20 protein-coding genes are annotated in these 23,821 nt (G+C 69.2%); 18 read left to right on the top strand and 2 right to left on the bottom strand.

Features of this window, described 5'->3' with window-relative positions:
* Positions 1-17 precede the first annotated feature (17 nt).
* The 4 genes from tsaB to CBM2586_RS08980 are packed head-to-tail and all read left to right on the top strand — an operon-like array spanning position 18 to position 3,301.
* On the top strand, positions 18-773 hold the full coding sequence (gene tsaB, locus CBM2586_RS08995; protein ID WP_115663728.1) for a tRNA (adenosine(37)-N6)-threonylcarbamoyltransferase complex dimerization subunit type 1 TsaB: 756 nt from the start codon (positions 18-20) through the stop codon (positions 771-773).
* Positions 770-1,330, top strand: coding sequence for a ribosomal protein S18-alanine N-acetyltransferase (rimI, locus tag CBM2586_RS08990; protein ID WP_115661944.1), 561 nt, complete (start codon positions 770-772; stop codon positions 1,328-1,330). Before tsaB ends, rimI begins: the two co-directional genes overlap by 4 nt.
* On the top strand, positions 1,327-2,193 hold the full coding sequence (locus CBM2586_RS08985; RefSeq protein WP_115687275.1) for a uracil-DNA glycosylase: 867 nt from the start codon (positions 1,327-1,329) through the stop codon (positions 2,191-2,193). The genes rimI and CBM2586_RS08985 overlap by 4 nt, the downstream gene beginning before the upstream one ends.
* Positions 2,174-3,301 (top strand): DUF1853 family protein, encoded by a 1,128-nt coding sequence (locus CBM2586_RS08980; RefSeq protein ID WP_115687274.1) that lies wholly within the window; start codon positions 2,174-2,176, stop codon positions 3,299-3,301. Before CBM2586_RS08985 ends, CBM2586_RS08980 begins: the two co-directional genes overlap by 20 nt.
* A 41-nt stretch (positions 3,302-3,342) precedes the next feature.
* Here CBM2586_RS08980 and lplT read toward each other — a convergent pair whose 3' ends face one another.
* Positions 3,343-4,662 (bottom strand): lysophospholipid transporter LplT, encoded by a 1,320-nt coding sequence (gene lplT / locus CBM2586_RS08975; protein ID WP_115663729.1) that lies wholly within the window; start codon positions 4,660-4,662, stop codon positions 3,343-3,345.
* A gap of 578 nt (positions 4,663-5,240) precedes the next feature.
* On the opposite strand from lplT, the gene alr reads away from it, so the two are divergent.
* The 4 genes from alr (at position 5,241) to CBM2586_RS08955 (ending at position 9,818) form a co-directional block, all read left to right on the top strand.
* The gene (alr, locus tag CBM2586_RS08970) at positions 5,241-6,362 is read left to right on the top strand and encodes an alanine racemase (protein ID WP_115661947.1); all 1,122 of its coding nucleotides are present in this window, start codon (positions 5,241-5,243) and stop codon (positions 6,360-6,362) included.
* Between the two features lie 159 nt (positions 6,363-6,521).
* Positions 6,522-7,883 carry a DNA repair protein RadA gene (gene radA / locus CBM2586_RS08965; RefSeq protein WP_115687273.1) on the top strand — a complete coding sequence of 454 codons (1,362 nt, stop codon included), beginning with the start codon at positions 6,522-6,524 and terminating at the stop codon, positions 7,881-7,883.
* Positions 7,884-8,024: 141 nt separating this feature from the next.
* Complete coding sequence (locus tag CBM2586_RS08960) at positions 8,025-8,510, top strand: disulfide bond formation protein B (protein ID WP_115661949.1); 486 nt, start codon at positions 8,025-8,027, stop codon at positions 8,508-8,510.
* Between the two features lie 195 nt (positions 8,511-8,705).
* Positions 8,706-9,818, top strand: coding sequence for an IS481 family transposase (locus CBM2586_RS08955; RefSeq protein WP_115661616.1), 1,113 nt, complete (start codon positions 8,706-8,708; stop codon positions 9,816-9,818).
* Between the two features lie 180 nt (positions 9,819-9,998).
* Here the strand turns inward: CBM2586_RS08955 and CBM2586_RS08950 are convergent, their stop codons facing one another.
* Positions 9,999-11,933, bottom strand: coding sequence for an ATP-binding cassette domain-containing protein (locus CBM2586_RS08950; RefSeq protein WP_115661950.1), 1,935 nt, complete (start codon positions 11,931-11,933; stop codon positions 9,999-10,001).
* Positions 11,934-12,235: 302 nt separating this feature from the next.
* Between CBM2586_RS08950 and CBM2586_RS08945 the strand changes: the two genes are divergently transcribed.
* From CBM2586_RS08945 to CBM2586_RS08900, 10 genes are all read left to right on the top strand, one after another.
* Positions 12,236-13,198 (top strand): MurR/RpiR family transcriptional regulator, encoded by a 963-nt coding sequence (locus CBM2586_RS08945; protein WP_115661951.1) that lies wholly within the window; start codon positions 12,236-12,238, stop codon positions 13,196-13,198.
* Between the two features lie 16 nt (positions 13,199-13,214).
* Entirely contained in the window at positions 13,215-14,186 is a 972-nt protein-coding gene (locus CBM2586_RS08940) for an isoaspartyl peptidase/L-asparaginase family protein (protein ID WP_115687272.1), read from the top strand.
* Between the two features lie 90 nt (positions 14,187-14,276).
* Positions 14,277-16,136 (top strand): dipeptide ABC transporter ATP-binding protein, encoded by a 1,860-nt coding sequence (locus tag CBM2586_RS08935; RefSeq protein ID WP_115661953.1) that lies wholly within the window; start codon positions 14,277-14,279, stop codon positions 16,134-16,136.
* A 28-nt stretch (positions 16,137-16,164) separates the two neighbouring features.
* Positions 16,165-17,721: a glutathione ABC transporter substrate-binding protein GsiB gene (gene gsiB / locus CBM2586_RS08930; RefSeq protein WP_115661954.1), complete on the top strand. Its 1,557-nt coding sequence runs from the start codon at positions 16,165-16,167 to the stop codon at positions 17,719-17,721.
* Between the two features lie 302 nt (positions 17,722-18,023).
* The gene (gene gsiC / locus CBM2586_RS08925) at positions 18,024-18,944 is read left to right on the top strand and encodes a glutathione ABC transporter permease GsiC (protein ID WP_115687271.1); all 921 of its coding nucleotides are present in this window, start codon (positions 18,024-18,026) and stop codon (positions 18,942-18,944) included.
* 7 nt (positions 18,945-18,951) lie between these two features.
* Complete coding sequence (gene gsiD / locus CBM2586_RS08920) at positions 18,952-19,866, top strand: glutathione ABC transporter permease GsiD (protein WP_115661957.1); 915 nt, start codon at positions 18,952-18,954, stop codon at positions 19,864-19,866.
* Positions 19,867-19,868: 2 nt separating this feature from the next.
* Positions 19,869-20,915 carry a P1 family peptidase gene (locus CBM2586_RS08915; protein ID WP_115661958.1) on the top strand — a complete coding sequence of 349 codons (1,047 nt, stop codon included), beginning with the start codon at positions 19,869-19,871 and terminating at the stop codon, positions 20,913-20,915.
* A complete protein-coding gene (locus tag CBM2586_RS08910; protein ID WP_115661959.1) occupies positions 20,915-21,733 on the top strand; it encodes a M55 family metallopeptidase in 819 nt (272 codons plus the stop codon). Before CBM2586_RS08915 ends, CBM2586_RS08910 begins: the two co-directional genes overlap by 1 nt.
* 83 nt (positions 21,734-21,816) lie before the next feature.
* The gene (locus CBM2586_RS08905; protein WP_115687270.1) at positions 21,817-22,587 is read left to right on the top strand and encodes a hypothetical protein; all 771 of its coding nucleotides are present in this window, start codon (positions 21,817-21,819) and stop codon (positions 22,585-22,587) included.
* A gap of 63 nt (positions 22,588-22,650) precedes the next feature.
* Positions 22,651-23,721, top strand: a complete 1,071-nt coding sequence (locus CBM2586_RS08900) for a M14 family metallopeptidase (RefSeq protein ID WP_115687269.1) — start codon at positions 22,651-22,653, stop codon at positions 23,719-23,721.
* The last annotated feature ends 100 nt before the right edge of the window (positions 23,722-23,821 follow it).

Below are 23,821 nucleotides of genomic sequence, written 5' to 3'. Positions count from 1 at the left end.
ACGGCTACAATCGCGCCATGTCCTGGATTCTTGCTGTTGAAACCTCTACGGAGTGGTGCTCGGTCGCGCTCGGACGCGCGGCAGGCGGCGGCCTCGAGTGCCTGGTGCGCCATGAGCACACCGGCGCACGCTCGTCGGCGCGCGTGCTGCCGGCCGCCGGCGAATTGCTGGCCGAGGCCGGCATTGCGCTGGCCGATTGCGCGGCCATCGCCTTTGGCGCCGGCCCGGGCTCGTTCACGGGCCTGCGCACTGCCTGCGGCGTGGCGCAGGGGCTGGCGTTCGGCGCCGGGCTGCCGGTGGTGCCGGTCAATACCCTGATGGCCTGCGCCGAGCGCACCCGCGCCGCCACGCCGGCGCTGCCGGACGGCACCGCGGTGCTGGTGGCGCTGGATGCGCGCATGGACGAGGCCTACGCCGCGGCCTTCGGCTGGAACCCGGTCGCGCAGGCGTGGACGGAACTCACGCCGATGCAGGTCGGCGCGCCGGAGACCGTGGCCTTGCCCGCCGGCGAATTCTGGCTGGCCGGCAACGCGCCCACCGTGTTTGGCGAGCGCCTGGCAGGCCTTGCCCGCGCCGCCCGCGTGCTGCCGGACGCGATGCCGCATGCGCAGCCGATGGTGGCCCTGGCGTTGCGCGCGCTGGCGCGCGGCGAGGCCATCGACGCCGACCAGGCCATGCCGGTCTACCTGCGCGACAAGGTCGCCCAGACCATCGCCGAACGTGAAGCCGCGGCCGCGGCGCGCGCGGCCGCCCAGCCGGGGAGGGCTTCGTGAGCGCCGCCTATCCCCTCGCGGATCGCCACGACTGGCCCGCGGTGCCGGCCATGCCGGTGTTGCCCGAGGGCTGGTCGCTGGACCGCATGAGCGCGCTGGACCTGCAGGCGGTGGCGGGCATCGAGGCACGCGCCTACAGCCATCCGTGGACGCGCGGCAACTTCGAAAACTCGGTCAAGTCCGGGCATCTCGGGCTGACGCTGCGCGATCCGGCGGGCACGCTGGTGGCCTACGCCGTGCTGATGCCGGTGGTCGATGAAATGCACCTGCTCAACATCACGGTCGAGCCGCAGCGCCAGCGCCAGGGGCTCGGGCGCCTGATGCTCGCGGTGGTGCTGGCGACCTCGCACGCGCACCGCATCCACACCATGCTGCTCGAGGTGCGGCCCTCCAATACCGGCGCGATCGCGCTGTACCAGGCGGCCGGGTTTGCCGAGATCGGGCGCCGCAAGGGCTATTACCCGGCGCCCGGCGGCAAGCGCGAAGACGCGCTGGTGCTGCGCCGCGCCTGGCCGGCGCAGGCGGCCGCCAACGAAGGCGCGGAGGGCCGGGCATGAGCCGCCGTGCGCAGTTCCTCGAGGTGCTGGGCATTCCGACCGAATGGGTGCCGCGCGCATCCAGGCCGGCGCAGCCAGAGGCGCCCGCCAGGGTGGCGGCGCAGCCGGCAGCATTGCCGGCAAGCGAGCCGCCCGCGGCGGTGACGGCTGCGCCGGTGGCTGCAGCGGTGGTGCAGGCCGGGGCGCCGCTGGCCGCCGCCGCGGCGCCGCCGCCAGCCCGTGAGCCGGTTGCGCCGGCGCTGGTGTCCGCGGCGGTTCCCGGCGCTGCGCAAGCGGACCGTGAAGCGGCCATCGCCACGATGGACTGGCCGGCTCTGGAGGCCGCGGTGGCGGGCTGCACCGCCTGCGGCCTGTGCCAGACCCGTACCAGCACGGTGTTCGGCGTGGGCGCGCGCCAGGCCGAATGGATGCTGGTGGGCGAAGCCCCCGGCGAGAACGAAGACCTCCAGGGCGAGCCCTTCGTCGGCCAGGCCGGCAAGCTGCTCGACAACATGCTCGGCGCGCTTGGGCTGGCGCGCGGGCGCAATGTGTTCATCGCCAACGTGCTCAAGTGCCGTCCGCCCGGCAACCGCAATCCGGAAGCGGACGAGGCGGCGCAGTGCGAGCCCTTCCTGCGCCGGCAGATCGCGCTGGTCAGGCCCCGCGTGATCGTGGTGCTGGGCCGCTTCGCCGCGCAATCATTGCTGCGCACCACCACGCCCATCGGCAAGCTGCGCGGCACCGTGCATGCGTACCAGGGCATTCCCGTGGTGGTGACCTACCATCCCGCCTACCTGCTGCGCACGCTGACCGACAAGGCGCGCGCCTGGGAAGACCTGTGCCTGGCCCGGGAGGTCCACGACCGTGCGGGAGCTGGGGCCTGACCTCTCGCTGAGCCGCGGCGGCGACGGCCATGGGCCGTCGCCCGCGCCGCTGTGGCGCCGCGCCGCCTCGGCACGCGCGCGCGACCTGGCCTGGACCACGCTGTCGCCGCCGCTGCTGGATGCCGTGCCTGGCGCCGCGCTGGCGCGCTGGCCAGCCGGCACCCTCGAGGCCTGGCAGCGCTGGCTCGAAGGCGCGGATCCCGCCGCGCTGCCGGCCACCATCGACGAACTCGCCGACGGCCACGCCGCGCTCTGCGCCGATGCCGACCACGACCCCGCCAACCGCAGCCTGCGCCTGGGCCGGCACGCCGAGCGGCTGCTGCATTTTGCCTTGCGCCATATGCAGGGGCTGGCGCTGCTGGCCGCCAACGTGCCGGTGCGGCGGGCGGGGCGGCACGGCGTGCGCACGCTGGGCGAACTGGATTTCGTCTGGCGCGACCTGGCCTCGGGCGCGGTGGTCCACTGGGAGATGGCGGCCAAGTTCTACCTGATGGCGGCGGACGGCCACCAGCCGCCGCGGGCGCAGGATTTCGTCGGCCCGAACCTGGTCGACCGCCTTGGCGACAAGCTCGGCCATATCGTGCACCGGCAGCTGCCACTCGGGCATACCGCCGAGGCCCGGGCCGCGCTGGGCCATACCGTGGACCGCAGCGAGGTCTACCTGCTGGGCTGGCTGTTCTATCGCGACGGCCAGGTGCCGGCCGGGCTGGAGACGCTCGGCATTGCGCCGGACCACTTGCACGGCTGGTGGTCGACGCTCGATGCCTGGGCCGCGCGCGCCCAGGCGCGCCCGGGCCTGCGCTGGTGCCGCCTGCCGCGCACCGCGTGGTTGTCTGGCGCGCTGGTGCCGGAGGCCGGCACCGACGACGCCGGCACGCTGCACGCGCTGCTGGCGCAGCGCTTTGCCGATCCGCGCCATGACCACGGCTGGCGCCGCGAGTCGCCGGTGATGCTGTGCGAACTGGAACCGGCCGGGCCGCAGGCGCCAGGATGGTGGCGCGAATGCTCGCGCGGGTTCGTGGTACCGCCGGGGTGGCGGGAGCGGGCGCTGGCGCGCACCGAAGCGCTGCCGCGGGCGGGCCCGCAAGCCGGCCAGGACGACGCCTGACGCGGTCTGCCGGCCGCGGGCGCGGCCGTGCAGTGATGGTGCTAGTGGTGCTTGTCCTCGCCGATCATCGCCAGCGAGTTGAAGGTGCGCACGTTGTACTTGTGCAGCTTGAGCACCAGCGCCATGGTCACGCAGATAAACAGGCCCAGCGCGATGATGACCACGCCGATGGGCACGTTGAGCTTGATCAGCAGCGCGTACAGGCACAGCATCAGCAGCACCGAGACGTTCTCATTGAAGTTCTGCACCGCGATCGAGTGCCCGGCCGACAGCAGCACATGGCCACGGTGCTGCAGCAGCGCGTTCATCGGCACCACGAAATAGCCCGACATCGCGCCCACCAGCATGAGGAACACATAGGCGATGGCCATGTACAGCGGCATGTGCAGGCCCAGCACGTCGAGCGTGACCTGCGGCATCGCGTCCTTGGTGTAGAACGCCATCAGCATCACCGTGGCACCCATCGCCACGCCGAACGGCAGCACCGACAGCGATTTGCGCAGCGGGATGCGCGCCGCCGCGAGGATGGCGCCGACGGCCACGCCCACCGCCACCACCGCCTGCAGCAGCGCGCCCTGCGACAGGTTCAGGCCCAGCGATTTCTCGGCCCACTTCAGCACGATGAACTGCAGCGTCGCGCCCACGCCCCAGAACAGCGTGGTCACCGCCAGCGAGATCTGGCCGAGCTTGTCGCGCCACAGCGCCAGGAAACAGTCGCCGAACTCGGCGATCAGCTTGATCGGGTTCTTTTCCTGCGCCGGATAGCGCGCGCCGGTGTCGGGGATGAACACGTTGAACAGCGAAGCGATCACGTAGAACAGCATGATCACCACCATCGCGGCCTCGGCCGGGGTGTCGATGCCGGTATTGAGAAAGGGCAGGTCCAGGCGCAGCAGCAGGCCGGAGACATGGACGGAGATCAACGCGCCGCCCACCACCGTGCCGAGGATGATCGAGCCCACCGTCAGGCCCTCGATCCAGCCGTTGGCCAGCACCAGTTTTTCGGGGGGCAGCAGCTCGGTCAGGATGCCGTACTTGGCGGGCGAATACGCCGCCGCGCCGAAGCCGACCACGCCGTAGGCCAGCAGCGGATGCAGCCCGAACATCATGATGGCGCAGCCGACCACCTTGATGGCGTTGGTGATGAGCATCACCCGCCCCTTGGGCATGGAGTCGGCGAAGGCGCCGACGAAGGCGGCAAGAATGACGTAGGAGAGAACGAAGAACAGCTTGAGCAGCGGGGTCATCCACTGCGGGGAATGCAATTCGGTGAGAAGGGCGATGGCGGCGATCAGTAAGGCATTGTCGGCCAGCGAGGAAAAAAACTGCGCGGCCATGATGGTGTAAAAACCCTTCTTCATGCTGTCGACTTTCTCTCCATCGCGCGCTCCATTCAGGTTGGCCAGGCTGGTGCCGGCCGCAGAGGCCATGGTTTGCAGGGAACCTTGTGCCGCGGCCGTGTCGAATTGTGTCGTAGGTGCTGCGCTGCGGCGCCGTGAGGCCTGCCTGACAGTCATTGACATAATGCTTCGCTTTTAGAACATGGCCGGAGCGTCCGGCTTTATATCACGAAAACATGACATTCCCGAACCCCGGCAACGGCTCTTTTTGACAGCAAATTGCCTTGCCGATTCCCCGAAGACTCCCGGCAACAGCATCCGAATGTGTTCAAATAACGGCTGCCACCGCGGCCCGCCGGACCGGTCTTTCCCTGATCTGGTGTGCGCCCGGCGAGATATGGTGACGGGGATACCTGGGCGTGCCAATTGCGGGCATCCCGCATATCCGTTGCCACCGCCGTTGCCGGTACGTGCTGCGGCACACCGACAGGTGACGTTTGCGCCATCGATATTGAGACAGAGCCGTCCTTCCAGCCTGCGCCGCGCGTTTGAGCCGCCCGCGCCGCTGCCGGCTTTGTCGCCACCCTGATGTGATCTCCATGCCAAGACCGATCCAAGCCGTCATCCACCAACCAGCCCTGGCCAACAATCTCGACGTGATCCGCCGCAAGGCGCCCGATGCGCGCGTGTGGGCGGTGGTCAAGGCCAATGCCTACGGCCATGGCATCCGCCGTGTCTTTGCTGCACTGCGCGGTGCCGATGGCTTCGGCCTGCTGGACCTGAATGAAGCCGTGCTGTTGCGCGACCTGGGCTGGCAGGGCCCGATCCTGCTGCTGGAGGGCTTCTTCCAGCCGCAGGACATTGCCTTGATCGAGCAATACCGCCTCACCACCGCGATCCACTGCGACGAGCAGCTGCGCATGCTGGAAAGCGCGCGCCCCCGGGGTCCGCTGGCGGTCCAGCTCAAGCTCAACACCGGCATGAACCGGCTCGGCTTCCATCCGGCGGAATACCGCGCCGCCTGGGAGCGCGCGCGCGCCATGCCGTGCGTGGGCAGCATCGTCCATATGACGCATTTTTCCGATGCCGACGGCCCGCGCGGCATCGCCCACCAGGTCGAGGCCTTCGACGCCGCCACCGCTAACCTGCCGGGCGAGGCCAGCCTGTCGAATTCCGCCGCGGTGCTGTGGCATCCGCACGCGCACCGCGCCTGGGTGCGCCCCGGCATCATCCTGTACGGCGGCTCGCCCACCGGCCGCGATGCCGATATCGCGGGCACCGGGCTGCAGCCGGCGATGTCGCTGCACAGCGAGCTGATCTCGGTGCAGGACCTGCAGCCGGGCGATACCGTCGGCTACGGTTCGCTCTTCACCGCGGAGCGGCCGATGCGCATTGGCGTGGTCGCCTGCGGCTATGCCGACGGCTACCCGCGCCATGCCGCCGGCTGGGGCGAGCAGCGCGCGCCGGTGCTGGTCGACGGCGTGCGCACCGAGCTGGTCGGGCGCGTGTCGATGGACATGCTGTGCGTGGACCTGGCGCCGTGCCCGAAGGCCCGCGTCGGCAGCCCGGTCACGCTGTGGGGCCAGGGCCTGCCGATCGACGAAGTGGCGCAGGCCAGCGGCACGGTCGGCTACGAGCTGATGTGCGCGCTGGCGCCGCGCGTGCCGGCCACGGTGGCGACCATCACCGCCTCCGACAGCGCCGCGCCTGCGGTCGCCTGATATGGCCTAAATTGCGCCGATAGGCGGGGCGGGTGCGGGCGCAGCGCCGCACGGTTACGCTCTGCACGCGTGCGCTGCCTCAGGCCGCTTCGCCCACTACGCCACTCCGCGGGCCGGGTCGCTTCAGGCCCGGCTCGATTCTTTCTGCAAGGACCTCCGTTGGCCAAGAGCAAGACTGTCTATACCTGTACCGAATGCGGCGGCACCACGCCGCGCTGGGCCGGCCAGTGCCCGCATTGCCAGCAGTGGAACACGCTGGTGGAGACCGTGGCGGAGTCCGCCGGGAACAAGCGCTTCCAGCCGCTCGCGGCATCGGCCACGGTGCGCAAGCTGGCCGAGATCGAGGCCGCCGACGTGCCGCGCTTTTCCAGCGGCATCGACGAGTTCGACCGGGTCCTGGGCGGCGGCCTGGTATCGGGCGGCGTGGTGCTGATCGGCGGCGATCCCGGCATCGGCAAGTCGACGCTGTTGCTGCAGGCGCTGGCCAACCTGGCCGGACAGCGCCGCGTGCTCTATGTCAGCGGCGAGGAATCAGGCGCGCAGATCGCGCTGCGCGCGCAGCGCCTGGGCGTGGAAAGCCCGTCGCTGGGGCTGCTCGCCGAAATCCAGCTGGAGAAGATCCAGGCCACGCTGGAAGCGGAAAGGCCCGAGGTCGCGGTGATCGATTCGATCCAGACGCTGTATTCCGAGGCGCTGACCTCGGCGCCGGGGTCGGTGGCGCAGGTGCGCGAATGCGCGGCGCAGCTTACGCGCATCGCCAAGAGCAGCGGCACCACCATCATCCTGGTCGGGCACGTGACCAAGGAGGGCAGCCTGGCGGGGCCGCGCGTGCTCGAGCATATCGTCGATACGGTGCTGTATTTCGAGGGCGATACCCATTCGTCGCACCGGCTGATCCGCGCCTTCAAGAACCGCTTCGGCGCGGTCAATGAGCTGGGCGTGTTCGCCATGACCGAGCGCGGCCTGCGCGGCATCAGCAATCCGTCGGCGCTGTTCCTGTCGCAGCATGAAGAGACCGTGCCGGGCTCGTGCGTGCTGGTGACGCAGGAAGGCACGCGGCCGCTGCTGGTGGAGATCCAGGCGCTGGTGGATACCGCGCACGTGCCCAACCCGCGCCGGCTGGCGGTGGGGCTGGAGCAGAACCGGCTGGCGTTGCTGCTGGCGGTGCTGCACCGGCACGCTGGCATCGCCTGCTTCGACCAGGATGTGTTTCTCAATGCGGTGGGCGGGGTCAAGATCACCGAACCCGCGGCGGACCTGGCGGTGCTGCTGTCGATCCACTCGTCGATGCGCAACAAGCCGCTGCCGCGCGGCCTGGTGGTGTTCGGCGAAGTGGGGCTGGCCGGCGAGATCCGCCCCAGCCCGCGCGGGCAGGAGCGCCTGAAGGAAGCGGCCAAGCTGGGCTTTACGCTGGCCGTGATCCCCAAGGCCAATGCGCCCAAGCAGAAGATCGACGGGCTCGAAGTGATCGCGGTGGAGCGCATCGAGCAGGCCATCGACCGCGTGCGCCATCTGGACTGAGCATGGACACCGGCGTCGCGTCCGAGGCCCACCGGGTTGCCGCATGTGGCGCCGGCGGCAGGCGCGGCAAAATCGGTAATAATGCGCAGCACAGCCGCGCCCTCCACTGACGGCAACGACTACCGGATCATCTGAATTCCAATGCAAGCCAATTCCCGCGCCTATTTCCTGCTGATTGCCATCGTCTCGTTCGCCCTGGTCGGCGTCGCGCTCTACCTGCAGTTCGAAAAGGGCTACCAGCCTTGTCCGCTGTGCGTGATGCAGCGCTTCGCCTTTATCGGCATCGGCGTGTTCTCGCTGCTGGCGGCGGTGGCGCAGAACACGCGCTCGCTGTGGCAGGGCCTGGGCATGCTGTCCGGCATCGCCGGCATCGCGGTGGCGGTCTACCACGTGTCGCTGCTGCTCAATCCCAAGGCATCGTGCGGCATCGATCCGCTCGAGAACTGGGTCAATGCGCTGCCCACCGCCAAGGTGCTGCCGCAGCTGTTCTACTCCGACGGCCTGTGCACCGCGCCGCTGCCGCCGGTGCTGGGGCTGTCGGTGCCGGCATGGTCGCTGATCTGGCTGTTTATCCTGACGCTGACGCTGGCGGTGGGGCTGATCCGGAGGGAGAAGAATTTCCGCTGAAGGATGGCGGTGTTCGAAGGAAAAACCGGCGCTGTGTGCGCCGGTTTTTTGTTGAGGCCGCCGCGGCGTCCCTGGTCTGAGGGTTTGCTCCCCTCTCCCTCTGGGAGAGGGGCGGTGTATGGACCGGGGACATAGGTAACAGGTGTGCCAGGACATGGGTAACACTTTTCCCGCTTAGTCAGCGGGAGGAAAACGTTGCCCTGGAGCCAAACCACCGTGAAGCAGCAAAGAGAAGAGTTCGTCCGCCTGGCACGCCAGGCGGACGCCAATATTGCGGAGCTTTGCCGCCGCTTCTGCATCAGCCGCAAGACCGGCTACAAGTGGTTGAACCGAGAGGATCTGGACGACCGAACTCGGCGGCCACATAGCTCTCCCGGCCGAACTCCAGCTGCCATCGAAGAGAGCGTGCTAGCGATACGAGCCGAACATTCGGCCTGGGGCGCCCGCAAGATCGCACGCGTGCTGGAGCGCGACCACCGCATCCAAATCGCCCCGAGCACAGTCAATTGGGTGCTGCGCCGCCATGGCTTGATCGATCCGGCCGCCAGCGCGGCCGCTACAGCATGGCAGCGCTTCGAGCACGACCGGCCCAATGCACTATGGCAAATTGACTTCAAAGGCCACTTCGCTACCGACACGCAGAGGTGCCACCCGCTCACGGTCTTGGACGATCACTCCCGGTTCAATGTGCTGCTCAAGGCCTTAGGCAACGAACAGTTTGAATCCGTACAGGAAGCGTTAGAGATGGCTTTTGCGCGCTATGGGCTGCCCGAACGGATCAATGCAGACAACGGCCCGCCCTGGGGTTCTCCTGTGCCCCGAGCATTAACCACGCTGGGCGCGTGGCTGATTCGCCTGGGCGTGCGGCTCAGTCATAGCCGACCTGGCCATCCTCAGACCAACGGTAAGGACGAGCGCTTCCATCGAACCATGCAGGCTGAGCTGTTGGCCAACCAGCGTTTCCGGGATCTGGACGATGCCCAGCATCACTTCAGCCATTGGCGCCACGTGTACAACTTCAAGCGCCCCCACCACGCGCTGGATATGGAGACCCCCGCAAGCCGCTATGCGCCTAGCCCACGGGCGATGCCGCGCGAACTCCCGCCCATCGAGTACGGCAGCAATGACATCGTGCGAAAGGTAGGCGACGGCGGGCGCATCTGCTTCCGAGGAAAGACGTTCCGGGTCGGACGAGCCTTGGTCGGAACGCCCGTAGCGCTGCGCCCTCGCGTGGATCTGGACGGCACCTTTGACGTCTACTTCTGCCATCAAAAGGTCGCCACAATAGACCTACAGCAGGCCGATTAAACTGGAGACTGGACTGTTACCCATGTCCTGGCACATGTGTTACCCATGTCACCGGTCCATACAGGGCGGGGGAGAGGGCAGTGCATCCACGCAGTGACGCGGCGCGATGCTTGCCACGCGCCGGCCCTCTCCCCCGGCCCCTCTCCCGCAAGCGGGAGAGGGGAGCAAACCATGGCGGAGTCAGGCAATCTGCTCGATCTGCTCCTGCAGCTCAAGCCACTTCTCCTCGAGCGTCTCCAGCTCGCCGTTGACCTCGCCCTGGCGCTTCAGCATCTCCATCAGCTTCGCCTTGTTGGCCTCGGCGTAGCTGCCTTCATCGGCCATGAACCGGTCGATCTCGACCCTGGCGTCTTGCAGCACCGCCATGCGCTTTTCCACTTTCTCAAGTTCCTTCGCCAGCGGCTTGCGCAGCGCCGACAGCCGCTGGCGCTGGTCCGCTTCGGCGCGGCGCTGGTCCTTGCGGTTGACCGTGGCCGCGCCATCGCCGGTGAGCTCGGACTGGTGCGCCGCGGCCGCGGCGTTGCGCTTGGCCGCGGCCTGCTGGAGCAGCCAGTCGCGGTAGTCGTCGAGGTCGCCGTCAAACGGCCGGATGGTGCCGTCGGCCACCAGCATGAACTGGTCGGCGGTGGCGCGCAGCAGGTGGCGGTCGTGCGAGACCAGGATCAGGGTGCCTTCGAACTGCGCCAGCGCCATGGTCAGCGCCTCGCGCGTATCGAGGTCTAGGTGGTTGGTCGGTTCGTCGAGCAGCAGCAGGTTTGGCTTCTGCCAGACGATCAGCGCCAGCGCCAGCCGTGCCTTTTCACCGCCCGAGAAGGGCTCGATCGGCGTGGTCGCCATGTCGCCGCGGAAGTTGAAGCTGCCGAGGAAGTCGCGCAGCTCCTGCTCGCGCACCTCGGGCGCCAGGCGCGCGAGGTGCTGCAGCGCGGAGTCGTGGTCGCGCAGCGTCTCCAGCTGGTGCTGGGCGAAGTAGCCGATCTGCAGGCCCTTGCCCAGGCGCAGGTTGCCCCGCAGCGGATCCTGCGTGCCGGCCAGGGTCTTGACCAGCGTCGACTTGCCCTGGCCGTTCGCGCCCAGCAGGCCGATGCGCTGGCCGTTCTGGATCGACAGCGCCAGGTTGTGCAGGATGGTGACGGGCGGATCGGCTTCGGCGTAGCCGCAATCGACACCGTCGAGCACCATCATCGGGTTGGGTGCGGCATCCGGCTCGCGGAACTCGAAGGCGAAGCCGGCGGCGACGTGCACCGGCGCCAGCCGCTCCATCTTCTCCAGTGCCTTGACCCGGCTCTGCGCCTGGCGCGCCTTGGTCGCCTTGGCCTTGAAGCGGGTGATGAACGATTCCAGGTGCGCGATTTCCTTCTGCTGGCGCACGTAGGCGGCCTGCTGCTGCGCCATCTGCTGCAGGCGCAGGGTCTCGAACAGCGTGTAGTTGCCGCCATAGCGGCGCAGCTGCTGGTTCTCGATATGCACCGTGACATTGCAGATCGCGTCGAGGAATTCGCGGTCATGCGAAATCATCACCAGCGTGCCGGGATAGCGCGCCAGCCAGTCTTCCAGCCAGACGATGGCGTCGAGGTCCAGGTGGTTGGTCGGTTCGTCGAGCAGCAGCAGGTCCGACGGGCACATCAGCGCCTGCGCCAGGTTCAGGCGCATGCGCCAGCCGCCCGAGAACGATGCCACCGGCTGCGACACCTGCGCCAGCGTGAAGCCCAGGCCCAGCAGCAGGGCCTCGGCGCGCGCCGGCGCGGTGTAGCCGTCGGCGTCGGCATAGGCGGCATGGGCTTCGCCTTCGGCGCTGCCGTCGCCGCTGGCCTGGGCCGCGGCGATGGCGGCCTCGATCTCGCGCAGGCGGGTGTCGCCGTCGATCACGTAGTCGACCGCGGTGCGGCTGACCGCCGGCGTTTCCTGCGCCACGTGGGCGACGCGCCACTGCGCCGGCACGCTGACATCGCCCCCATCCGCATGCAGCTCGCCGCGCAGCAGCGCGAACAGCGTCGACTTGCCGCTGCCGTTGGCGCCGACGAGGCCCACGCGCTCGCCCGGGTTGAGCGTCACGCTGGTGTGGTCGAACAGCACCTTGGTGCCGCGCTGAAGGACTAGCTGGTCGATTCGGATCACGAGAGGGGAAATGCCTGAGTGAAAAACAGAAAAAGCGCCGTGAAGGCGGGCCGCGGCCGGCGTTCTGGCGCTGGCCCGCATTGTAGCGTTTCCGGTGCGGCGCACGCCGTGCCGGTGCGACAGGGGCGCCGAAGCGGGTCGCGGCGCGTCGATGCGTGCACCGTGAAAGTGCCGGCAAGCGCGGCAAATCTAGGGATTACCCTTGGTCTGACAAAACTCTATTTTCTTGGAAGTCGGTTACGTGTAAATTCATTTTCACAACGATGCGCTCCCCGCCGCGCTGTCGATCCACCGCTTCCACCATGCCCATTGGCCATTCGATCTCGGACCGCATTGCACGCAGCCTGCCGGCGCTGACGCCGGCGCACCGACGCATGGCGGAATACGTGCTGGCCAACCTGTTTCGCGCGGCGACCATGCGCATCGATGAATTCGCCGCCGCGGTCGAGGTGTCGGTGGCGACGGCGAACCGCTTTGCGCGGGCGCTCGGTTTCGACGGCTATCCGCAGTTCCGTGCCGAGCTGGTGCGCGGTTTCGAAGCCACGCTGGCGCCGGTGGAGCGGCTGCGCAGCGAACTCGAGCGGCCCGCCACCGTCGCCGAAGTGTTCGCGGCGTCGCTGGAAGACGCGGCGGCCAATGCGGAAGCCACCCGGCGCAATATCGACCCGGCCGCGTGCGAGCGCGCGGTGGCGGCGATCCTTGCCGCGCAGCGCGTCTACGTGGCGGGCTTCGGCGCCAGCGGTTTCCTGGCGGGCCTGCTGCAGCACGGGCTGGAAATGCATTGCCGCATGGTGACCTCGGTGGCGGGCGCGGGCGGCGCCTCGCATGCCGCGCGGCAGCTGTTCAAGCTGCAGCCGAGCGACCTGCTGATCGTGATCGCCTTCCCGCGCTATGTCACCGACACCATCGAGCTGGCCCAGCGCGCCAGGCTGCGTGGCGGCCAGGTGCTGGCGCTGACCGACGGCCCGACCTCGCCGCTGGCGCCGCTGGCCGATATCGCGCTGTATGCGCAGGCCGGCAACCGGCTCTCGGCCAACTCCGATGCCACCGTGCTGGCGCTGATCGAGGCGCTGTGCGGCGCGGTCGCGCACCGGGCCGAACGTCCGGTCAAGGCCGCCGCCGAAATGACCGAATTCCTGCTGCCGTGGCTGTATGGCACGCCCGATGCCGAGCCCGCGCGCCGGCCCGCGCCGATCCCCGCGCAGCCCGCCGAACCCAATACCGGCGCGCGCCGCGCGCGCTCGACCAATACCCGCAAGTCCTGAGTCCCTGAACCTCCTTATGCAAGCAGCTGTCATTGCCATCCACGGTGGCGCCGGCACCATCACCCGCGCGGCGATGGATGCGGCCCGCGAACGCGAATACATCGAAGCGCTGCAGCACGTGCTGCAGGCCGGCCAGCGCATCCTGGGCGAGGGCGGCAGCGCGCTCGACGCGGTCACCGAGGCGGTGCGCCTGCTCGAAGAGTGCCCGCTGTTCAACGCCGGCAAGGGCGCGGTGCTGACCCATGCCGGCACCTATGAACTGGATGCGGCGGTGATGGATGGCGCCACCCTCAATGCCGGCGCGGTGGCCTGCGTCACGCGCCTGCGCAACCCGGTGCTGGCCGCGCGCGCGGTGCTGGAGCACAGCGAACACGTGCTGTTTGCCGGTGCCGGCGCCGAGGCCTTCGCGCAAGCGCAAGGGCTGGAGCTGGTCGAGCCCGAGTACTACTTCACCCAGGCCCGCCACGACCAGTGGCAGCGTGCGCGCGGCAACGCCGGCATGGCGCTGCTCGACCACGATGCCGCCACGCTGGTCGCGCAGCAGGCGCGCGGCACGGAGCCGATCGATCCCGACAGCAAGTTCGGCACCGTGGGCGCGGTCGCCTGTGACAGCCGCGGCAACCTCGCCGCGGCCACCTCGACCGGCGGCGTCACCAACAAGCAGGCGGGGCGCGTCGGCGATACCCCCCTGATCGGCGCGGGCTGCTATGCCGACGACGTCGCGGCGGTGTCGGCCACCGGCACCGGCGAGATGTTTATCCGCACCGTGGCCGCGCATGATGTCGCGGCGCAGATGCGCTATGCCGGCCTGCCGCTCGACGAGGCGGCGCGGCGCGTGGTGATGGAGAAGCTGCCCGCGATCCAGGGCCGCGGCGGCCTGATCGCGGTGGACCGCGCCGGCAACGTCACGCTGCCGTTCAATACCGAAGGCATGTACCGCGGTGTCGCCCGGGTGGGCGGAGCCGTCGACGTGTCGATCTACGGCTGACGCGCCGCCCGCCAGGCCGTCCCGCATCCCGCCATACAAGGAGTTCCCGTGGTCACTACCCCAGCGCCAGCGCGCGTTCCCGCATCCGGCATGGTCCTGCCGCCCGAGCGCGTGGTCCAGGTGGACGGGCTCACCGTGCGCTTCGCCACCTCGGAGCGCACCGTCGAGGCCGTGCGCAACCTGTCCTTCCATGTCGAGCGCGGGGAGACGCTCGCGGTGGTGGGCGAGTCGGGCTCGGGCAAGTCGGTGACGTCGCTGGCGCTGATGCGGCTGGTCGAGCATGGCGGCGGCAAGATCGCGTCGGGCAGCATGGCGCTGCGCCGGCGCGGCGGCGAAGTGATCGACCTCGCCCGCAGCGACAACGCCACGCTGCGCAGCGTGCGCGGCGCCGACGTGGCGATGATCTTCCAGGAGCCGATGACCTCGCTCAACCCGGTGTTCCCGGTGGGCGAGCAGATCGCGGAATCGATCCGGCTGCACCAGGGCAAGAGCCGCGCCGCCGCGCGCGCCGAGGCGCTGCGCATGCTGGAGCTGGTGCGCATTCCCGAAGCGCGCCGCGTGCTCGAGCGCTATCCGCACCAGCTCTCCGGCGGCATGCGCCAGCGCGTGATGATCGCGATGGCGCTGTCGTGCAAGCCGGCGCTGCTGATCGCCGACGAGCCCACCACGGCGCTCGACGTGACCATCCAGGCCGAGATCCTGCAGCTGATCCGCGGCCTGCAGGCCGAGATGCAGATGGGCGTGGTCTTCATCACCCACGACATGGGCGTGGTGGCCGAGGTCGCCGACCGCGTGCTGGTGATGTACCGCGGCGAGAAGGTGGAAGAGGGCAGCTCCGACGATGTGTTCCGCGCGCCCGCTCATCCGTACACGCGCGCGCTGCTGTCGGCAGTGCCGCGCCTGGGCGCGATGAGCGGCACCGACCTGCCGGCCAAGTTCCCGCTGCTGCGCCTGGACAGCGCCAAGGCAGAGCAGGCGGCGCCGCAGGACACCGTGCCGCCCGGCGTGGCGCCGATCTTGCGCGTGCAGGACCTGGTCACGCGCTTCGACGTGCCCGGCGGCCTGTTCGGCCGCGTGACGCGGCGCGTGCATGCAGTGGAGCAGGTCAGCTTCGACCTCTATCCCGGCGAGACGCTGGCGCTGGTGGGGGAATCCGGCTGCGGCAAGTCCACCACCGGCCGCTCGCTGCTGCGGCTGGTGGAAAGCCAGAGCGGCACCATCGAATTCAACGGTCAGAACATCAGCCAGCTCGAGGGCGCGGCGCTGCAGACCCTGCGCCGCAATATCCAGTTCATCTTCCAGGACCCGTTCGCGTCGCTCGATCCGCGCGTGCCGGTGGGCTATTCGATCATGGAGCCGTTGCTGGTGCACAAGGTCGCCAGCGGCAAGGAGGCCGAGCAGCGCGTGGCCTGGCTGCTCGACAAGGTCGGGCTGGACCCGTCGCACGCGGCGCGCTATCCGCACGAGTTTTCCGGCGGCCAGCGTCAGCGCATCTGCATTGCGCGCGCGCTGGCGCTGAACCCCAAGGTGGTGGTGGCGGATGAGTCGGTGTCGGCGCTGGACGTGTCGATCCAGGCGCAGATCGTCAACCTGATGCTGGACCTGCAGCGCGAACTGGGTATCGCCTTCCTGTTCATCTCGCACGACATGGCGGTGGTGGAGCGCGTCAGCCATCGCGTCGCGGTGATGTACCTGGGCCAGATCGTCGAGATCGGCCCGCGCCGCGCGATCTTCGAGAACCCGCAGCACCCTTACACGAAGAAACTGATGTCGGCGGTGCCGATCGCGGACCCGGCGCGGCGGCACCTGCGGCGCGAGCCGCTCAACGACGAGATCCCCAGCCCGATCCGCGCGGTCGGCGACGAGCCGGTGGTGCAGCCGCTGGTGCCGGTCGCGGGCGGCGGGGCAGGCCACTTTGTTGCGCGGCACGCCGTTGGCGGCGCCTACTGAAACGGAAGTCAATCCAAGGAGAATCGAGATGTCTGCACGGATGGTTTCGCCCAGGCTGCTGGCCGGGCTGCTGATGGCTGGCGCGGCGGGCGCGCTGGCGCCGTTGTCCGCCTTTGCCGCCAAGGACGCGGTGATGGCGGTTGCGTCCACCTTCACCACGCTGGACCCGTACGATTCCAACGACACGCTGTCGCAGGCGGTCGGCAAGACCTTCTACCAGGGCCTGTTCGGTCTGGACAAGGACATGAAGCTGGTCAACGTGCTGGCCGACAGCTATGACGTCAGCAAGGATGGCCTGAGCTACACCATCAAGCTGAAAAAGGGCATCAAGTTCCACGACGGCACCACCTTCGATGCCGCCGCCGTCAAGGCCAACCTGGACCGCGTCACCAACCCGGCCAACAAGCTCAAGCGCTACACGCTGTTCAACCGCGTGGCGAAGACCGACGTGGTCGACGCCAACACCGTCAAGGTCACGCTGAAGGAGCCGTTCTCGCCCTTCATCAACGTGCTGGCGCATCCGTCGGCGGTGATGATCTCGCCGGCCGCGCTGCAGAAGTACGGCAAGGACATTGCCTTCCATCCGGTCGGCACGGGCCCGTTCGAGTTCGTCGAGTGGAAGCAGCCCGACCACCTCAAGGGCAAGAAGTTTGCCGGCTACTGGAAGACCGGCTACCCGAAGATCGATACCATCACCTGGAAGCCGGTGGTCGACAACAACACGCGCGCCGCCATCATGCAGACCGGCGAGGCCGACTTTGCCTTCAGCATTCCGTTCGAGCAGGCCGCGGTGCTGAAGAGCAGCGCCAAGGTGGACCTGATCGCGGCGCCGTCGATCATCCAGCGCTACCTGACCATGAACACCATGGTCAAGCCGTTCAACGACCCCAAGGTGCGCCAGGCCATCAACTACGCCATCAACAAGGAGGCGCTGGCCAAGGTCGCCTTTGCCGGCTACGCGGTGCCGGCCGAGGGCGTGGTGCCGCACGGCGTGGACTATGCCGAGAAGCTGGGCCCGTGGCCGTACGATCCGGCCAAGGCGCGTGCGCTGCTGAAGGAAGCCGGCTACCCGAACGGCTTCGAGACCACGCTGTGGTCGGCCTACAACCACACCACCGCGCAGAAGGTGATCCAGTTCGTGCAGCAGCAACTGCAGCAGGTCGGCATCAAGGCGCAGGTGCAGGCGCTGGAAGCCGGCCAGCGCGTCGAGAAGGTCGAGAGCGTGCAGAAGCCGGAAGACGCCGGCGTGCGCATCTACTACGTCGGCTGGTCGTCGTCGACCGGTGAGTCCGACTGGGCGCTGCGTCCGCTGCTGGCTTCGGAATCGATGCCGCCCAAGCTGCTGAACACCGCCTACTACAAGAACGAGCAGGTCGACGCCGATATCGCCGGCGCGCTGCGCACCACCGACCGCGGCGAGAAGGCGCGCCTGTACAAGGACGCGCAGGAACGCATCTGGAAAGATGCGCCGTGGGCCTTCCTGGTGACGGAGAAGGTGCTGTTCGCGCGCAGCAAGCGCATGAGCGGCGCCTATGTGATGCCGGACGGGTCGTTCAATTTTGACGAGGTCGACCTCAAGCAGTGAGGGGTGAAGTGCAGGAGCGCGACTTCCTTGACGATCCCGCCCTCTCCCCCGGCCCCTCTCCCGCAAGCGGGAGAGGGGAGCAAACAGCGGCCGATGTTGGGGCCCGATGGTTTCTCCCCTCTCCCTCTGGGAGAGGGGCGGGAGAGGGCAGGCGCTCGCAGTAACGATGCGCCCGATCCGCGCAACCGCGCAATCCCATCCATCGAGCAGCAAGCAGTAAAGCAGTAAGCCGAGAGTGGCCGCCTGCCTCGCGACGCGGGGTTCGCAGGCGGGCGGCCCGCGGCCCTTCTTCATGGTGTGTGATGCTGAATTACTTCCTCAAACGTGTGCTGGGCGTGATCCCAACGCTGCTGATCGTGGCGGTGCTGGTGTTCCTGTTCGTCCACCTGCTGCCGGGCGATCCGGCACGCCTGGCGGCGGGTCCGGAGGCTGACTCGGCCACGGTCGAACTGGTGCGCAAGGACCTGGGCCTGGACCGGCCCATGCACGAGCAGTTCGTCAACTTCTTCTCGAACGCGCTGCGCGGCGAGTTCGGCAATTCGCTGCGCACCAAGCGTCCGGTGAGCGAGGAGATCGGCGACCGCTTCATGCCGACGCTGCTGCTGACGGTGGCGTCGATGGCGTGGGCGGTGGTGTTCGGCATGGCGATCGGCATCGGCTCGGCGGTGTGGCGCAACCGCTGGCCGGACCGCTTCGGCATGACGCTGGCGGTTTCGGGGATTTCCTTTCCGGCCTTTGCGCTGGGCATGCTGCTGATGGAGGTGTTCTCGGTGCAGCTGGGCTGGCTGCCGTCGATCGGCGCCGACAGCTGGCAGCACTACGTGTTGCCCTCGGCCACGCTGGGTGCCGCGGTGGCGGCAGTGATGGCGCGCTTTACCCGGGCTTCGTTCGTCGAGGTGCTGCAGGAAGACTTTATCCGTACCGCCCGCGCCAAGGGCGTGCGCGAGACCCTGGTGGTGGCCAAGCATGGCTTGCGCAACGCCATGATCCCGGTGGTGACCATGATGGGCCTGCAGTTCGGTTTCCTGCTGGGCGGCTCGATCGTGGTCGAGAAGGTGTTCAACTGGCCGGGGCTCGGGCGCCTGCTGGTCGATGCCGTCGAGATGCGCGACTACCCGGTGATCCAGGCCGAGGTGCTGCTGTTCTCGCTCGAATTCATCCTGATCAACCTGGTGGTGGACATGCTCTACACCGTGATCAATCCCACCATCCGCTACAAGTGAGGCCGGCATGACTGAGCTTTCCACGCCCGCCGCAACGCCAGCGGCATCCGCCACCGCGGCCGCACCAGAGGCCGTGCGTACCCCCTGGACCGAGTTCTGGCGCAAATTCCGCAAGCAGCACCTGGCGCTGGGTGCCGGCGCGTTCGTGCTGGTGCTGGTGCTGGTCGCGATCCTGGCGCCGCATATCGTGCCGTACGACCCCGAGAACTTCTTCGACTACGACGCGCTCAATGCCGGCCCGTCGGCCGCGCACTGGATGGGCGTCGATTCGCTCGGACGCGATATCTTCAGCCGCATCCTGGCCGGCACGCGCATCTCGCTGGCGGCCGGTTTCCTGTCGGTGATCATCGGCGCGGTGATCGGCACCGTGCTCGGCCTGCTGGCCGGTTACTACGAAGGCTGGTGGGACCGCATCGTGATGCGCATCTCCGACGTGCTGTTCGCCTTTCCCGGCATCCTGCTGGCGATCGGCATCGTCGCCATCCTCGGCAACGGCATGACCAACGTGATCTTCGCCGTCGCCATCTTCAGCATCCCGGCGTTTGCCCGGCTGGTGCGCGGCAATACGCTGATGCTCAAGCGGCTGACCTACGTCGAGGCCGCGCGCAGCATCGGCGCGTCGGACTGGACCATCCTGGCACGCCATATCCTGCCGGGCACGGTGTCGTCGATCGTGGTGTATTTCTCGATGCGGATCGGCACCTCGATCATCACCGCCGCCAGCCTGTCGTTCCTGGGCCTGGGCGCGCAGCCGCCCACGCCGGAATGGGGCGCGATGCTCAACGAGGCGCGCGCCGACATGGTCACCGCGCCGCACGTGGCGATCTTTCCCAGCCTGGCGATCTTCCTGACCGTGCTGGCCTTCAACCTGCTGGGCGACGGGCTGCGCGACGCGCTCGACCCCAAGATCGACCGCCGCTGAAGATGAGTGCCTCCAACCCGGACGTGCCGCGGGTCGGCAGCCTTGCCGCGGGGCCGCTGGACAGCATTGCCGACGTCGCCGGCGTCACCGTCGGCCACTGCACGCTGGCCGCGGGCGGCGTGCAGACCGGCGTGACCGTGATCCGCCCGCATGGCGGCGATCCGTACCGCGACAAGGTGCCCGCCGCGGCCACGGTGCTCAATGGCTTCGGCAAGAGCGTGGGGCTGGTGCAGGTGGACGAACTGGGCGTGCTGGAGACGCCGGTCGCGCTGACCAACACCTTTGCCGTCGGTGCCGTCGCGCAGGCGCAAATCCGGGCGGCGGTGGCGGCCAATCCGGAAATCGGCCGCGCGCTGCCGACCGTCAATCCGCTGGTGTTCGAATGCAATGACGGCTACCTGAACGATATCCAGCGCATGGCGGTGGCAGGCTCGCACTACGATGCAGCGCTGGCCGACGCGGGCGCCGAGGTCGCGCAGGGCGCCGTGGGCGCCGGCCGCGGCATGTCGGCGTTCGGCGTCAAGGGCGGCATCGGCTCGGCGTCGCGCGTGGCAGGCGGCCATCGCGTCGGCGCGCTGGTGCTGGCCAATTTCGGCACGCCGGAATCGCTCACCGTCGCCGGCCGGATGGTCGGCCCCGAACTGGCGCGGCGACTGGCGCTGCCGGCCGGCGCGGCGCCACCGGAAAAAGGCTCGATCATCATGATCGTTGCCACCGATGCGCCGCTGGACGCGCGCCAGCTGCGCCGGCTGTCGCTGCGCGCCGGCGCCGGGCTGGCGCGCACCGGTTCGGTGTTCGGGCATGGCTCGGGCGATATCGCGCTGGCGTTCTCGACGGCATACACCGTCCCCGACGACGCGGCGCGGCCGATGCCGGCGCTTGCGCTGCTGCATGAGACCCTGCTCGACCCGCTGTTCCGCGCCGCGGCCGACAGCGTCGAGCAAGCCATCCTGCATGCCCTGTGGCATGCCGCGCCGGTGCAGGGCCGCGACGGCCACGGCCGCGCCGCGCTGCTGGACCTGATGCCCGAACTGGGCCAGAGCTGCTGATGAAGATCCTTGTTTCCACCGATATCGAGGGCGTGGCCGGCGTGTTCCACGCCGAGCAGACCCGTGCCGGCAATGGCGAATACGAGCGCGCCCGCGCCTGGATGACCGGCGAGGCCAACGCCGCCATCGAAGGCGCCTTTGCCGGCGGCGCGGCCGAAGTGCTGGTCAACGATTCGCACGGCGGCTTTCGCAACCTGCTGCCGGACCAGCTCGATCCGCGCGCGCGGGTGGTGCTGGGCAAGCCGCGCTACCTTGGCATGATGGCGGGCGTCGAGGCCGGCGTCGACGGCGTGCTGATGATCGGCTACCACGGCCGCGCGCAGAGCCGCGGCGTGCTCGCGCACACCATCAACAGCGGCGCCTTTGCGCGGGTCTGGCTCAACGGCAAGGAGCTCGGCGAGGCCGGGCTGTACGCGGCGCTGGCGGGCGAGTTCGGCGCGCCGGTGCTGATGGCCAGCGGCGACGACGTGTTCGTGCAGGAAACCCACGCGCTGATGCCGTGGGTGCGCTTTGTCGAGACCAAGAGCGCGGGCGGCTTCGGCAGCGGCGCGTCGCTGTCGCCGGCGGCCGCGCGCGCGGCCATTGCCGCGGCGGCGGCGGCCGCGGTGCGCGAGCGCGCGCAGGCGCAATGCCTGCGCATCGCCGCGCCGGTGGCCTGCACCCTGCAGACGCAGACGCCGGCGCACGCCGACCTGTTCTGCCAGTGGCCGGCGCTGGAGCGGCGCGACGGCGTGACGCTGTCGTTCCAGGCCGATTCGGTGCAGGCCGCGGTGCGCATGCTGAACTGCCTGTCGGCCATGTCGTTCATGCTGAAGTAGCCAGGCGCCGCGCGGCGGGCCGGCCATCTCCCGCAGATCGGCGACAATGGCGGGTCGAGCAACAGGCAGGCAAGACACAACGCATGACCCAGGCACACGACGGCGGCTGGATCCCGGTACGCAAGGATTTCGTCGATCCCGCCACACGCTGCCACGCGCGCGGCGCCAGCCGCCGCCATCACGGCTTTCCGGAAGGCCAGGCCTTTATCCTGCGCGACGCCGCCGGGCACGAATACCCGTTCGGCGAGGACTGCGCGCGCGCCGCGCTGGCGCAGCCGGCCCTGCTGCGGCAGGTGCCGGACTACACCGAACGCGACATGGTGCCGCGCACGGCCTTGCCGGAGCTGCCCGCGGGGCCGCGCCGGCGCGACCCCGCGCAGGCCCGTGCGGCCGAACGCGCCGCGGCGATCCGTTACCTGGTGCTGCGCATGGAGAAGGTGGCCGCGGTGCCGCGCGTGCAGCCCACCGTGCGCTTCCCGGCGCTCGAGGACGTCTACGCGCAATACCAGCGCAGCGGCGACATCGCCCCGGCGCAGGTGCGCCGCATCCTGGCGATCGAGCGCAGCCCGTCGACGCCGCCGCGGCTGCGCGCGATCAACCTGCTCGACGTCTATACCGCGCACGTAAAGCTTGAACGGCTGATCGCGGCATCCACCCGCGTCGACAACATCCGCTTCCTGCGCAGCCTGCATGACTGGCTGGCGCGGCACCTGGTGCTGACCGCGGGGCAGCTGGCCGCGGCCGGGATCGCGATGCATCCGCAGGCCTTCACCTCGGCCGGCATCTGGGGGGCCGAGGCCGAGGCGGAGCCGCCCCCCGCGGCGGGCAAACCGCAGTCCGGCTCGCTGTTCTAGCCGCGACTGGCGAGACCCGGCGAATTGGCGTCTAATGCCTGCATCGCATCCCCGGGTGACGCCATGAGCCATTTTTCTCGCAGCTACGCCGAAGCGCGCCGGGCCTTCCTCGACGCCGCCCGCGCCGCGGGCGCCGCGCTGGCGCAATTTCCGCATCCCACCCGGCGCGGCAGCGCCGGCGAAGAACTCGCGATCGACGTGGCGCTGGCCGGCGCGCCCGAGGCCCGGCGCTGCATCATGGTGACCTCGGGCACGCACGGTGCCGAGGGCTTTGCCGGTTCCGGGGCGCAAACGGCGCTGCTGCGCGACGCGGCGCTGCTTGCCGATTGCGCCGCCGCCGACGCCTGCCTGCTGCTGGTGCATGCGGTCAACCCCTACGGCTTCTCCCACCTGCGCCGGGTCAACGAGGACAACGTCGACCTGAACCGCAACTTCATGGATTTCTCGCAGCCGCTGCCGCACAACGCCGCCTATGCCGAAATCGCGCCGCTGCTGCTGCCGGCGCAATGGCCGCCGTCGGAGTCCGACCAGGCGCGGCTGATGAAGGCGGTGGCCGAGCGCGGCATGGCGTGGTACCAGGCCGCGGTCAGCAGCGGCCAGTACCAGGATCCGGGCGGCATGTTCTACGGCGGCGACCAGGCCACCTGGAGCAACTACACGCTGTGCCGCATCCTGGCGCGCTTCGGCGCCGGCCGCGCAGCGCTGCGCTGGATCGACATCCATACCGGCCTGGGCCCGTGGGGCTACGGCGAGCCGATCCACATGGGCCCGGACACGCCCGAGTCAATCACACGCACGCGCGCGATCTGGGGCGAGCGCGTGACCTCGATCTACGATGGCTCGTCGACCTCGGCCAACCTGACCGGGCTGGCCTGGCACGCCGTGCCGCAGACCCTGCCGGCGGTGGACTACGCCGGCATCGCGCTCGAGTTCGGCACGCTGCCGGTGGGCGAGGTGCTGGACGCCCTGCGCGGCGACCACTGGCTGCACCGGCACCCCGAGGCCGACGAGAACCAGCGCGCGCTGGTGCGCCAGGCAATGTGGCGCGCCTTCTACGGCGACGCCGACGACTGGCGCGAGGGCGTGGTGGCGCAGGTGGGCGACGCCGTGCGCAGCACGATCGCGTCGGCCTAGCGGGTGGGGTTCAGGCAGCAGGCGTCATCTGGTATTGTCCGGGCTTGGCGGTAGAGTGCTGGGCCAGGCACTGCCGCCATGCCCTGGCCCGGGGGGTGCC

This window comes from Cupriavidus taiwanensis (assembly GCF_900250115.1).
GTDB classification, from domain to species: Bacteria; Pseudomonadota; Gammaproteobacteria; order Burkholderiales; family Burkholderiaceae; genus Cupriavidus; species Cupriavidus taiwanensis_B.
Note: the sequence above shows the minus strand (reverse complement) of the source record. Positions and strands in the feature narration are given on the sequence as shown.

Bases quoted from the DNA above. Each gene is read 5' to 3' on its own strand.
- CBM2586_RS08935 (WP_115661953.1), top strand. From the start codon at position 14,277: ATGGTCCTGCCGCCCGAGCGCGTGGTCCAGGTGGACGGGCTCACCGTG.
- gsiB (WP_115661954.1), top strand. From the start codon at position 16,165: ATGTCTGCACGGATGGTTTCGCCCAGGCTGCTGGCCGGGCTGCTGATG.
- CBM2586_RS08940 (WP_115687272.1), top strand. From the start codon at position 13,215: ATGCAAGCAGCTGTCATTGCCATCCACGGTGGCGCCGGCACCATCACC.
- CBM2586_RS08960 (WP_115661949.1), top strand. From the start codon at position 8,025: ATGCAAGCCAATTCCCGCGCCTATTTCCTGCTGATTGCCATCGTCTCG.
- CBM2586_RS08985 (WP_115687275.1), top strand. From the start codon at position 1,327: ATGAGCCGCCGTGCGCAGTTCCTCGAGGTGCTGGGCATTCCGACCGAA.
- CBM2586_RS08915 (WP_115661958.1), top strand. From the start codon at position 19,869: ATGAGTGCCTCCAACCCGGACGTGCCGCGGGTCGGCAGCCTTGCCGCG.
- CBM2586_RS08945 (WP_115661951.1), top strand. From the start codon at position 12,236: ATGCCCATTGGCCATTCGATCTCGGACCGCATTGCACGCAGCCTGCCG.
- CBM2586_RS08910 (WP_115661959.1), top strand. From the start codon at position 20,915: ATGAAGATCCTTGTTTCCACCGATATCGAGGGCGTGGCCGGCGTGTTC.
- alr (WP_115661947.1), top strand. From the start codon at position 5,241: ATGCCAAGACCGATCCAAGCCGTCATCCACCAACCAGCCCTGGCCAAC.
- CBM2586_RS08905 (WP_115687270.1), top strand. From the start codon at position 21,817: ATGACCCAGGCACACGACGGCGGCTGGATCCCGGTACGCAAGGATTTC.
- gsiD (WP_115661957.1), top strand. From the start codon at position 18,952: ATGACTGAGCTTTCCACGCCCGCCGCAACGCCAGCGGCATCCGCCACC.
- CBM2586_RS08900 (WP_115687269.1), top strand. From the start codon at position 22,651: ATGAGCCATTTTTCTCGCAGCTACGCCGAAGCGCGCCGGGCCTTCCTC.
- tsaB (WP_115663728.1), top strand. From the start codon at position 18: ATGTCCTGGATTCTTGCTGTTGAAACCTCTACGGAGTGGTGCTCGGTC.
- lplT (WP_115663729.1), bottom strand. From the start codon at position 4,662: ATGAAGAAGGGTTTTTACACCATCATGGCCGCGCAGTTTTTTTCCTCG.
- gsiC (WP_115687271.1), top strand. From the start codon at position 18,024: ATGCTGAATTACTTCCTCAAACGTGTGCTGGGCGTGATCCCAACGCTG.